This is a genomic window from Brevundimonas sp. (assembly GCF_035627055.1).
In the GTDB taxonomy this organism is placed as follows: Bacteria; Pseudomonadota; Alphaproteobacteria; order Caulobacterales; family Caulobacteraceae; genus Brevundimonas.
This window is the reverse complement of sequence record NZ_DASPMM010000007.1, coordinates 79,880-91,607: the sequence shown is the minus strand read 5'-3', so window position 1 is coordinate 91,607 and position 11,728 is coordinate 79,880. Positions and strand designations below refer to the sequence as shown.

Genomic DNA, 11,728 nt, shown 5'->3' with positions numbered 1-11,728 from the left:
GGCGCCGTAACCCCACATCCGACGGGGCTCCGCCCCGCCACCTTCTCCCTATGGGAGAAGGGAAGACAGCCTTCACCCCATCCACAGCGTCGCGGGATGCTCCAGCAGACCCTTGATGCGCTGGACGAAGACCGCCGCGTCATGGCCGTCGACGATGCGGTGATCGAAGCTGGAGGACAGGTTCATCATCTTGCGCACGACCATCTGGCCGTCCTTCACCACGACCCGCTCCTGAATCTTGTTGGGGCCGACGATGGCGACCTCGGGGTGGTTGATGATGGGGGTGTGGGTGATGCCCCCGAGCGTGCCCAGCGAGGTGATGGTGATGGTCGAGCCGGTCAGCTCCTCGCGGCTGGCCTTGCCCGACTTGGCGGCGGAGGAGACGCGGGCGATCTCGGCGGCGGTGTCGTACGGGTCGCGGGCCTCGGCGTGGCGGACGACGGGGACCATGAGGCCGTTCGGCGTCTGGGCGGCGATGCCCAGATGGACGGCGTTGTGCGTCGTCAGGACGCCGCCCTCGTCGTCGTAGTGCGAGTTGATCGTCGGCTGGTCGCGCAGGGCCACGACGATGGCGCGGGCGATGAAGGGCAGGACGTTGAGCTTGGGCTGGTCGGCCCTCCGCGTGGCGTTGAGGTGGGCGCGAAGCTCCTCCAGCGCGGTGACGTCGATCTCCTCGACATAGGTGATGTGGGGGATGCGGCGGACGGACTCGGCCATCTTCTCCGCGATCTTGCGGCGCAGGCCGATGATGCGGGTTTCGGTGGTTCCTTCGGCCGGGGCGTAGAGGGAGCCGGAGGAGGGGGCGGACCTAGAGGTCCGCGCTCCCTGGGCGACCCAGGCGTCGAGGTCACCGTGCTCGATGCGGCCGGCGGGGCCGGAGCCGGGGACGAACTGGAGCTCGACGCCGAGGGTGCGGGCGCGGTTGCGCACGGCGGGCGAGGCGAGCGGGCGTTCACCGCGGGCGGAGAGGGTGCGCGGAGGCTGGACCCCTCCACCGCCTTCGGCGGTCCCCCTCCCCGTTTCACGGGGAGGAGACGAGGCGGCCGGCTTGGTCTCCTCCCTGGCCGCGCTTGCGGCCAGGGAGGGGGACCGCGGAGCGGTGGAGGGGTCGGCCGCAGGCGCGGTGTTGCCCTTCCCTTCGACGCTGAACGAGACCAGCGGGCCGCCGACGGCGATCTGCCGGCCGGGCTCGCCGTGGAGGGCGACGACGGTTCCGGCGACGGGCGAGGTCAGTTCGACGGTGGCCTTGTCGGTCATGACGTCGGCGATGATCTGGTCTTCGGCGACCGTGTCGCCGACAGCGACGTGCCAGCCGACGAGCTCGGCCTCAGCGGTGCCTTCGCCGACGTCGGGGAGCTTGAAGACGTAGTTGGCGCCGGCGCTCGCAGCCGACCCCTCCACCGCTTCGCGGTCCCCCTCCCCACTGCGTGGGGAGGAGACAGGAGCGGCGACGGGGGTCGTCTCCTCCCCGTCCGCGCTTGCGGATGGGGAGGGGGACCCCGAAGGGGTGGAGGGGTTGTCGGCGGTCGCACTGGCGTTCCCCGCGCCCTCGACCTCGAACTCCACCAGCGGAGACCCCACCGCCAGCTGCTGGCCGGGTTCGCCGTGGGCGGCGGTGACCTTGCCGGCGACCGGGCTGGTCAGTTCGACGGTGGCCTTGTCGGTCATGACGTCGGCGAGGATCTGGTCCTCGGCGACCATGTCGCCGACCTTGACGTGCCAGGCGACCAGTTCGGCCTCGGCCGTGCCTTCACCCACGTCGGGCAGTTTGAAGACGAAGCGACCCATCTCAGCGGCCTCCCGACATGACGGACTTCAGGGCCGCGGCGACCCGTTCCGGACCGGGGAAATATTCCCACTCGAAGGCGTGCGGATAGGGGGTGTCCCAGCCGGTGACGCGCGCGATCGGCGCCTCGAGGTGGTAGAAGCAGCGCTCCTGAACCAGGGCCGAGAGCTCGCCGCCGAAGCCGGAGGTCTTCGGGGCCTCGTGGACGATGACGCAGCGGCCGGTCTTCTTCACGCTGGCCTCGATGGTCTCGATGTCGAGCGGCACGAGGGTGCGCAGGTCGATGACCTCGGCGTCGACGCCGGCGTGTTCGGCGCCCGCCAGCGACACCCAGACCATAGTCCCGTAGGCCAGGATGGTGACGTCGTTCCCCTCGCGCATGACGCGGGCCTTGCCGATCGGCTCGACGTATTTGCCGGTCGGGACCTGGGCCAGGTCCTGGGCCTTCCACGGCGACACCGGGTTCTGGTGCCAGCCGTCGAAGGGGCCGTTGTAGAGGCGTTTGGGCTCGAAGAAGATGACAGGGTCGTCGTCCTCGATGGCCGCCATCAGCAGCCCCTTGGCGTCATAGGGGTTGGACGGGATGACGACCTTGAGGCCGGCGATGTGGGTGAACAGGCTTTCCGGCGACTGGCTGTGCGTCTGGCCGCCGAAGATGCCGCCGCCGTAGGGCGAGCGCACCACGATGGGCGAGGTGAACTGGCCGGCCGAGCGGTAGCGCAGCTTGGCCGCCTCGGAGACGATCTGGTCGTAGGCCGGATAGATGTAGTCGGCGAACTGGATCTCGACGACGGGGCGCAGGCCGTAGGCGCCCATGCCGATGGCGGCGGCGACGATGCCGCATTCGCTGATCGGGGCGTCGAAGCTGCGGGTCAGGCCGTGCTTCTGCTGCAGCTGGTCGGTGACGCGGAAGACGCCGCCGAAATAGCCGGCGTCCTCGCCGAAGCTGAGGACGTTGGGGTCCTCGGCCATCTTGACGTGCAGGGCCGAGTTCAGCGCCTGGATCATGTTCATCGGCTGGACGCCCGAGGTCGGGGCCTCCGATTTCGGCGCGTGGTTCTGGTCGACCATGTCCGGCTCGACGCCGTCGGTGCGGTCGGCCTCGGTGAAGGTGGTTTGCTCGGCCATGCTCAGACTCCGACCTCGCGGCGCTGTTCGACGAGGCGCCAGTCCTCGGTGGCGTAGACCTCCTCGAACATTGTCTTCACCGAGGGGCGCGACTGGCCGAGGGCGCCGATGGCCTCGGACTCCTTGCCGGCGGCGCGGACCTGTTCGACGGCGTCCGCCTCGGCGGCGGTCTGCTGCTCGTCGGACCATTCGCCCAGAGCGATGAGGTGCTGCTTGAGGCGGGCGATGGGGTCGCCCAGCGGCCATTTTTCGTGCTCGTCGCCGGGGCGATAGCGGCTGGGATCGTCCGAGGTCGAGTGCGGGGCGCCGCGATAGGTGAACAGCTCGATGACGGTCGCGCCCTGGTTGGTGCGGGCGCGCTCTTCGGCCCACTGGGTCGCGGCCCAGACGGCGAGGAAGTCGTTGCCGTCGACGCGCAGGGCGGGAAGGCCGTAGCCGATGGCCTTGGAGGCGAAGGTGGTCTCCAGCCCGCCGGCGATGCCCATGAAGGACGAGATGGCCCACTGGTTGTTGACGACGTTGAGGATCACCGGGGCGCGGTAGACGGCGGCGAAGGTCAGGGCGTTGTGGAAGTCGCCTTCCGCCGTGGCGCCGTCGCCGATCCAGCTGATGGCGATCTTGTCATCGCCCTTGTAGGCGCTGGCCATGGCCCAGCCCACGGCCTGCGGCACCTGGGTGCCGAGGTTTCCCGAGATGGTGAAGAAGCCGTAGTCCTTCGCCGAATACATGATCGGCAGCTGGCGGCCTTTGATCGGGTCGGAGGCGTTGGAATAGATCTGGTTCATCATGGTCGCGAGCGGATAGCCGCGCGCGATCAGCAGGCCCTGCTGGCGGTAGGTCGGGAAGCCCATGTCCTCGCGGGACAGGATCATGCCCTGGGCGACCGCGATGGCCTCTTCGCCGGTGCATTTCATGTAGAAGCTGGTCTTGCCCTGGCGGTGGGCGCGATGCATCCGGTCGTCGAAGGCGCGGGTCAGGATCATCGCCTTGAGCCCCTTACGCAGGGTCTCGGCGTCCAGCTTCGGGTTCCACGGGCCGACGGCCTGGCCGTTGTCATCGAGGACCCGGACCAGCTTGAAGGCGTGGTCGCGCATGTCGAAGGGCGCGGTGGAGACGTCGGGGCGTTCGACCGCGCCGGGCGCGTCGAGCTTGAGGTGGCTGAAGTCCGGCCTGTCGCCCGGGCGGCCGGAAGGCTCCGGCACGCGCAGCGAGAGGGGCTGGGTGTTAGGCTTTTTCATTCCGTCCTGCCGTCCGGTTGATCCGACCGCGTTTCCTCCGGCGCCCTGTAGCACGGTCTTTCAGCCAAGGCTCGCTCGATTTTGACCTTGCATATGCCGGTTCACGGGTATTTTATTGCGCCATAAGTTGAACCGGAGAAACGCCTTGGCCGACGATCTGGATCCCGTGGACGCCCGCATACTGGACATCCTGCAACAGGACGCCGGACTGTCCGTGGCCGAGGTCGCCGAACGGGTGGGTCTGTCCGCCTCGCCGTGCTGGCGCCGGATCAAGAGACTGGAGGATACGGGCTTCATCCGCAAGCGGGTGACCCTGCTCGACGCCACCAAGCTGGGCCTGGACTTCGAGGTCTACGCCATCGTCAAGCTGAGCCTGCCCTCGACCGAGAACCTCGACGTCTTCGAGGCGGCCGTGGCCAACTGGCCCGAGGTGGTGCAGTGCGCCACCATCACCGGCCGTGAGGATTATGTGCTGCGCATCATCACCTCGGACATGCACGCCTTCGACCGGTTCCTGCGCGAGAAGCTGCTCAGCCTCGGCATCGTTTCGGACTGCGAGAGCCATATCGTGACCCGCGGGGTGAAGAACGTGACCTCCCTGCCGCTGGGCATCGTCACGCCGCACGTGGGCTGAGCGACATTACCGATCCTTGACTTGGCCGATGCCTCGGTCGGGCGGATAGTCGTGGCGGACCTTGGGAGGGGATCGTCATGCGCGTGACCGCAGCCATCGCATTGGCGGGCCTTCTGGCCTGCGCCGCGCCCGTTCTGGCGCAGGAGGCGGAGACCGACGTCGCGGCCTTCCAGCGGCTGCGCGCCGAGGCCGTGGCGGCGGCGAACGCGGACGACCTGGCGACCGCCGAACAGAAGCTGGCCGAAGCGGACGCGCGCATTCCCAATCATCCCGGGCTGATGCTGATGCGCGCCAGGCTGGCCGCGGCGGCCGGGCGGCCGGCGGACGCCGTCGCCCTGGCGCAGCGCTATGCCGACACAGGCCTGTCGATGAACCTCGGCGGCGACCCCGCGCTGGCCGCACTGGCGGAGCAGCCGGGGTTCGCGGCGCTGGAGGCGGCCGTGGAGGCCAACCGGACGCCGGCCGGGGCGGACCGTCTTACGCTGCTGGCGGCGATCCCGGGCGGCGGACTGGTGGAGAGCGTGGCGCGGGACGAGGCGCGCGGCCGGTGGCTGGTGGCGCAGGTGCGGGGGCGGACCATCGTGGCGCTGGACGATGCGGGCGCGGTGGCGCCGTTCCTGGCCGGTGCGGAGCTCAGCGGGGTTCTGGGGCTGGTCATGGATGCGCCGGCCGGGGTGCTGTGGGCCGCGACGGCGCCCGTGCCTCCGGCAGTGAACGGCCTGGCCGAAGGGGTTCCGCGGCCCGGGCCGGCCCTGCTGAAGATCGATGCGGCGAGCGGGCGGGTGCTGGCGCGCTATCCGGCTCCGGCGGACAACGGCTCGCTTGGCGATGTGGCGTTGGGTCCGGACGGGACCGTCTATGCCGCCGGCGGGGACCTGTTCCAGCTGCGGCCGGGCGGCGAGGCGCTGGAGGTGCTGCTGCCCTCGGGGCCGATGCGGTCGCCGCAGGGCATGGCGCTGACTCCTGACGGCGCGGCCCTGATCGTGGCGGACTATTCGTCCGGGATCTGGCGGGTGGACCGGGCGAGCGGGGCGGCGGTGCGGCTTTCGGCGCCGTCGAACGCCAGCCTGATCGGCATCGACGGCCTGATCTGCGACGGGCGGGTCCTCTATGCGCTGCAGAACGGCACGGCCCCGCAGCGGGTGCTGAGGCTGACGCCCGACCCCGACTGGAGCCGGATCGAGGCGGTGGAGGTGCTGGCGGCCAACCTGCCGGAGATTGTCGAGCCGACGACGGGTCTGGTCCACAACGGCGAACTGGTGTTCGTATCGCGCTCGCAGTGGAGCGATTTCGACCGGGAGGGGGCGCTGACGACGCCGGAGCCCGACCCGGCGCTGATCTCCCGGCTGCGGCTCGACTGACAGGATACGCAAATGATCGAGATGGTGATCGACGCCCGGCGCAAGGACCTCGGCGGGTTCGAGGTCGGACGGGTGCTGCCGTTCCATGCGCGGCGCATGGTCGGGCCGTTCATCTTCCTCGACCAGATGGGGCCGGCCGAGTTCGCGCCCGGGGCCGATGCGATCAACGTGCGGCCGCATCCGCACATCGGCCTGTCGACCCTGAGCTATCTGTTCGAGGGCGAGATCATGCACCGGGACAACACCGGCGCCACCCAGGCGATCCGGCCGGGCGAGGTCAACTGGATGACGGCGGGGAAGGGCGTGGTCCACTCCGAACGCACCGATCCGCTGAAGAAGAGCCGCGGCGGACCGATGCACGGCATGCAGGCGTGGATCGCCCTGCCGGTCGAGGCGGAGGAGGTCGATCCGTCCTTCCATCACCACGGCGAGGCGGACCAGCCGGCCTATGAGAACGGCGGCCTGTTCGCGCGGCTGGTGGCCGGCGAGGCCTATGGGGCCAGGGCGGCGGTCCCGACGTCCTCGCCGCTGTTCTACGTCCATTGGGAGCTGGCCGAGGGCGTGCGCACCACGCCGCCGCCGGGGCGGGGCGTGGCGGGCGGCTATTCGGAACGGGCCCTGTATGTGGCCAGGGGCGAGATCGAGGTCGGCGACCGCACCTTCCATGAGGGGCAGATGATCGTGCTGGAGCCGACCGCGGAGCCGACGGTGCGGGCGGTGCGGCCCTCGACGGTGATGGTGCTGGGCGGCGAGCCGGTCGGGCCCCGGCTGATCTGGTGGAATTTCGTCCATTCGAAACAGGAGCGGATCGACCAGGCCAAGGCCGACTGGAAGGCGGGCCGAATGGCCCTGCCGGCCGAGGACGACGGGGAGTTCATCCCCCTGCCGGACGTGCCGTCGACGCCGGAGCCGGCGCCGGAGGCGGTGAAGCCGGGGCCGACCGACCCGGTCTGAAGCCGGCTTGAATTCGGGGCCTGCGCGCCGATCTACCGGCCATGACCGCATTCTCCGTTCTCGACCTGTCGCCGATCGTGGAGGGCGGCGACGCCCGGCGCGCCCTGCTGGAAACCACCGAACTGGCGCGGGCGGCGGAACGGCTGGGCTACACCCGCTTCTGGCTGGCGGAACATCACAACATGCCGGGCATCGCCAGCGCCGCGACGGCGGTGGCCCTGGCCCATGTGGCGGCGGCGACGAAGACCATCCGGGTCGGTTCGGGCGGGGTGATGCTGCCCAACCACGCGCCGCTGGTGATCGCCGAGCAGTTCGGCACCCTGGAGGCTCTTCATCCGGGGCGGATCGACCTGGGGCTCGGCCGGGCGCCGGGCACGGACGGCGAGACGGCGCGGGCCCTGCGCCGCTATTTTGAGGCCGCCGACCAGTTCCCGAGGGACGTTCTGGAGCTGCAGGCCTTCCTCGCCCCGGCGGTCGAGGGCCAGCGGGTGGCGGCGTATCCGGGGCAGGGGTCGAAGGTTCCGCTCTGGCTGCTCGGCTCCAGCCTGTTCAGCGCCGAACTGGCGGCGCATCTGGGCCTGCCCTTCGCCTTCGCCAGCCATTTCGCGCCCGAGCTGCTGCTGCCGGCGCTGCGGACCTACCGCGAGGGGTTCCGGCCGTCGAAACAGCTGGAGCAACCTTACGCCATGGCGGCGTTCAACGTCTTCGCCGCCGATACGGACGCTGAGGCGCAGCGGCTGTCGACCTCGATGCAGCAGGCCTTCGCGGCGGTGGTGACCGGCAAGCCGGGCCGGCTGAAGCCGCCGGTCGACGACATCACGACGGTGCTGGACGCGCGGCAGATCGCGGCCGTGGAGAGCCGGCTGACCTATGCGGCCATCGGGGGCCGGGAGACGGTGCGGGCGCAGCTGGCCGAGTTCATCGGCCTGACCGGCGTGGACGAGGTCATGGTCACCGGCATGGTCCACGACCTGGACGCCCGCGTGCGCAGCCTCGAGGTCACGGCGGAGGCGGCCGAGGGGCTCTAGCCGCCAACCTGTCCGAGGAAGTCGAGCAGCAGGCGGTTCACCTCGTCGGGCCGCTCCTGCTGGATCCAGTGGCCGGCGCCGGGGACGACCTGCTGCATCCGCAGATCGGCAAGCCAGTCCTTCAGTCCGGCCTCGGCGGGGCCGGCGTAGTGGCGGACGGGGTCGCGCTCTCCGACGGCGAAGGCGGCGGGAACGCGGATGCGGGCGTCCTGCAGGAAGGCGGTGGCGGCCCAGTTCGCATCCAGATTTCGGTACCAGTCCACCGGACCCTTGAAGCCGCCGGCGGAGAAGGCGGCGACGTATTCGGCGAAATGGGCGTCGCTCATCCACGGCGGCAGGGTTGCGTCGTCGGGAATGGTGGAGAGCAGGGTCTGGCCTTCGGGGAAGAAGCCGGTCGACTGGCGGCCGTCCGGCGTGGCGCCGTCGTAGGCGTAGAAGGCCTTGCGCAGGGCCGTGGCCGGATCGGCGTCGAACGCCGCGTGGGCATCCGGTTCCTGGAACTGGTTGATGTAGAGCACGCCGAGCCCGGCCCGCCTGGTGATGGCGGTCATGGCGGCGGTGGGCGGGCCCTTCAACCGGCGCGGCTGGAAGGGCACCGACAGGCCGAAGACGGCCCGGAACACGTCCGGCCGGGTGAGGGCGCACTGCCAGGCGACGGCGGCGCCGAAATCATGGCCGACGACGACGCAGGCGGTCTCGCCCAGGGCCCGGACCAGATCGACCACGTCGCCGACCAGGTCGAGCATGCCGTAGGCGGTCGTGTCGGCGGGCTTGTCGGTTCCGCCGTAGCCGCGCATGTCGGGGGCGACGGCATGAAAGCCGGCGGCGGCGAGGGCCCCGACCTGGGCGCGCCAGCTGATCCCCAGTTCGGGGAAGCCGTGGATGAGCAGGACCAGCGGGCCGGTTCCGGCCTCGAGGATCTGCTGGTTCAGGCCATCGGTCTGGATGTGGCGGGTCTGCATCGGAGCAACGGATCATTTGCCGGCTTGTCGGGCAAGCGTCTCCTCCCTGTTCGCGCAGCGAATGGGGAGGGGGACCGCGAAGCGGTGGAGGGGTGTCCGCGGCGTCCCGGACCTCGAGCATGGAGCGACGCGGCGCCCCTCCACCATGCTTCGCATGGTCCCCCTCCCCGCAAGCGGGGAGGAGACGGCTACAGCGTCACGCCCGTCGTGCGCATGATCTCGGCGCGGAGTTCGGGCAGGCCGTCGCCCTTTTCGGCGGAGGTGACGATCACCGCCGGATAGGCGGCGGGGCGTTTGGCGATGGCCTTGAGGGTGGCGGCCTGGACCTTCTCGGCCTCGCCCTTCTTCAGCTTGTCGGCCTTGGTCAGGACGATCTGGTAGCTGACGGCGGCGAGGTCGAGGGCGTCGAGGGCCTCGTCATCGACCTTCTTGAGGCCGTGGCGGGCGTCGATCAGCAGATAGACCCGCTTCAGGGTGACGCGGCCGCGCAGGTAGTCGCGGCCGAGGTCCTGGAATTTCTTCACCGTCGACTTGGAGGCCTTGGCCCAGCCGTAGCCGGGCAGGTCGACCAGCCGCATCCGGCCGTCGAGATCGAAGAAATTGACCTCGCGCGTGCGTCCCGGCTCGTTCGAGGCCCGGGCCAGCTTGTGCATGCCGACGAGGCCGTTGATCAGGCTGGACTTGCCGACGTTGGAGCGGCCGGCGAAGGCGATCTCGGGCAGGTCCGGATCGGGCAGTTGCTCGATCTTGGCGCACCCCATGACGAAGGTGGCGGGACGCGCGAACAGGATACGCGCCTGCTCCAGTTCCTCGGGGGTGAAGTCGTCCAACTCAGGCCTTCGCCTTCTTCATGCGGTCGAAGAAGGTGTCGATCGGGTTCTCGGTCTTCAGCCGGTGCATGATCACGTACTGCTGCACGACGGTCAGGATGTTCGACCACGCCCAGTAGATCAGCAGGCCCGCCGGGAAGGTGGCCATGATGAAGGTGAACACGATCGGCATGAACTGGAAGATGCGGCGCTGCATCGGATCGGGCGCCGGCGGGCTCATCGACATCTGCAGCCACATGGTCAGGCCGTAGAAGATGGCGAGGACGCTGAGGGCGAAGGTGCCGGCCAGGTAGGTCCCGATCACCGGCGTCGAGGCCGGATCCCACGGCAGCAGGCCGAACAGGTTCCAGATCGTCGTCGGGTCCGGGGCCGAGAGGTCGCGGATCCAGCCGAAGAAGGGCTGGTGGCGCATCTCGATGGTCACGAACAGCATCTTGTAGACGGCGTAGAAGACCGGGATCTGGAGCAGCAGCGGCAGGCAGCCGGCCAGGGGATTGATCTTCTCCCGCTGGTACAGGGCCATGATCTCCTGCTGCTGCTTCTGCGGCTCGTCGGGATGCTTCTTCTTGATCTCCTCCATCTTCGGCTGGAGGTTCCGCATCTTCGACATGCTCGCGTAGCTCTTGTTGGCGAGCGGGAACATCACGAGGCGGACGAGCAGGGTCAGGCCGAGGATGGCGAGGCCGAAATTCCCCAGGAGGGCGTAGAGCTGCTCGACGATCCAGAAGATCGGCCGGGTCAGGAAGAACAGGAAGCCCCAGTCGATGGCGTAGACGAAGCGCGGCAGGTCGAGGGACTCCTCGTAGCCCGAGAGGATCTCGTTGCGCTTGGCCCCGGCGAACAGGCGCTGGGTCTCGGTGATCTGGGTGTTCGGCTGGATGGTGTGGGCCTCGCCCAGCATGCCGACGATGTGAGCCCGCTCGGCAGCCTCGCCCGGCCCGCTGACGCGGAACTCGGCGTTGATGCGCTCGGACTGGTCCGGGATCAACGCGGCCATCCAGTATTTGTCCGTAATGCCCAGCCAGCCGCCGACGGACTCGTGCTCCTCGGGCCCCTTCTTCTTGGCCCAGCCGCCATATTTGAGCTGGGTCGTCGAATAGGCCTCGCCGTCGCCGAAGGTGCCGATGGCGCCCTCATGCAGGACCTGGTTCTTGCCCAGGGTGGTCGGCACACCCTGGCGCAGCACGGTGGCCGCCGGGGTCATGGTCACCGGCTGGGCGCTGTAGTTGGCGACCGTATCGGTGATGGTGAACATGTACTGCTCGTCGACGCTGACCCGGCGCGTGAAGCGCAGGCCGGCGCCGTTGTCCCAGGTCAGGACGACGGGCGTCGCCGGCGTCAGGGTCGAGCCCTGGGTCAGCCGCCACGGCGTGGCCGGCCCCGGGACGCCGCCCGGGATGTTCGGGCCGCTCCAGCCGAACTGGGCGAAGAAGGCGTGCTTCATGCCCTCGGGGCGGAACAGTTCGACGGCCGGCGCGCCGGCGTCGATGCTCTCGCGGTATCGGGTCAGGAACAGGTCGTCGATACGGCCGCCGGTCAGCGACAGCGAGCCGGTGAGGGTGCCGGTGCGGATCGGCACCCGGGCGCCGTTGCGCGCGAGGGCGACGGTGCGGTCCTCGGTGAAGACGGCGGCGCTGGGCGAGGGGGCGGTGACCGGCGCCGCGGCCTGTGACTCGGCGGCCGCCTGGGCCGCGCGCCGCTGCTCGGTCTGCGGCTTCATCACGAAGTAGCTGTAGGCGGCCAGCATGAGGCCCGCGATCACGAGGAAGATGATCGTGTTGCGGCTATTTTCTTGGGGGGGCATGGA

General features: G+C 69.7%; 10 protein-coding genes. 4 read left to right on the top strand and 6 right to left on the bottom strand.

What is annotated here, in order from left to right:
- Window positions 1-72 precede the first annotated feature (72 nt).
- The 3 genes from VEA98_RS02895 to VEA98_RS02885 are packed head-to-tail and all read right to left on the bottom strand — an operon-like array spanning window position 73 to window position 4,152.
- On the bottom strand, window positions 73-1,788 hold the full coding sequence (locus VEA98_RS02895) for a 2-oxo acid dehydrogenase subunit E2 (protein WP_324810970.1): 1,716 nt from the start codon (window positions 1,786-1,788) through the stop codon (window positions 73-75).
- Window position 1,789: 1 nt separating this feature from the next.
- Entirely contained in the window at window positions 1,790-2,857 is a 1,068-nt protein-coding gene (locus tag VEA98_RS02890) for an alpha-ketoacid dehydrogenase subunit beta (RefSeq protein ID WP_349255646.1), read from the bottom strand.
- A gap of 59 nt (window positions 2,858-2,916) precedes the next feature.
- Complete coding sequence (locus VEA98_RS02885; RefSeq protein WP_324810968.1) at window positions 2,917-4,152, bottom strand: 3-methyl-2-oxobutanoate dehydrogenase (2-methylpropanoyl-transferring) subunit alpha; 1,236 nt, start codon at window positions 4,150-4,152, stop codon at window positions 2,917-2,919.
- Between the two features lie 145 nt (window positions 4,153-4,297).
- On the opposite strand from VEA98_RS02885, the gene VEA98_RS02880 reads away from it, so the two are divergent.
- The 4 genes from VEA98_RS02880 (at window position 4,298) to VEA98_RS02865 (ending at window position 8,129) form a co-directional block, all read left to right on the top strand.
- Window positions 4,298-4,786, top strand: a complete 489-nt coding sequence (locus VEA98_RS02880) for an Lrp/AsnC family transcriptional regulator (RefSeq protein WP_324810967.1) — start codon at window positions 4,298-4,300, stop codon at window positions 4,784-4,786.
- A gap of 77 nt (window positions 4,787-4,863) precedes the next feature.
- The gene (locus VEA98_RS02875; protein ID WP_324810966.1) at window positions 4,864-6,147 is read left to right on the top strand and encodes a hypothetical protein; all 1,284 of its coding nucleotides are present in this window, start codon (window positions 4,864-4,866) and stop codon (window positions 6,145-6,147) included.
- Window positions 6,148-6,159: 12 nt separating this feature from the next.
- The gene (locus VEA98_RS02870) at window positions 6,160-7,101 is read left to right on the top strand and encodes a pirin family protein (protein WP_324810965.1); all 942 of its coding nucleotides are present in this window, start codon (window positions 6,160-6,162) and stop codon (window positions 7,099-7,101) included.
- Window positions 7,102-7,142: 41 nt separating this feature from the next.
- Entirely contained in the window at window positions 7,143-8,129 is a 987-nt protein-coding gene (locus VEA98_RS02865) for an LLM class flavin-dependent oxidoreductase (protein ID WP_324810964.1), read from the top strand.
- On the opposite strand, the gene VEA98_RS02860 is transcribed toward VEA98_RS02865, so the two are convergent.
- The 3 genes from VEA98_RS02860 to yidC all read right to left on the bottom strand — a co-directional run bounded on the left by VEA98_RS02860 (window position 8,126) and on the right by yidC (window position 11,725).
- Window positions 8,126-9,091 (bottom strand): alpha/beta hydrolase, encoded by a 966-nt coding sequence (locus tag VEA98_RS02860; RefSeq protein ID WP_324810963.1) that lies wholly within the window; start codon window positions 9,089-9,091, stop codon window positions 8,126-8,128. The two genes, VEA98_RS02865 and VEA98_RS02860, sit on opposite strands and share 4 nt — an antisense overlap.
- A 188-nt stretch (window positions 9,092-9,279) precedes the next feature.
- Window positions 9,280-9,921, bottom strand: a complete 642-nt coding sequence (yihA, locus tag VEA98_RS02855) for a ribosome biogenesis GTP-binding protein YihA/YsxC (protein WP_324810962.1) — start codon at window positions 9,919-9,921, stop codon at window positions 9,280-9,282.
- Between the two features lies 1 nt (window position 9,922).
- Window positions 9,923-11,725 (bottom strand): membrane protein insertase YidC, encoded by a 1,803-nt coding sequence (gene yidC / locus VEA98_RS02850; RefSeq protein WP_324810961.1) that lies wholly within the window; start codon window positions 11,723-11,725, stop codon window positions 9,923-9,925.
- Window positions 11,726-11,728 lie beyond the last annotated feature (3 nt).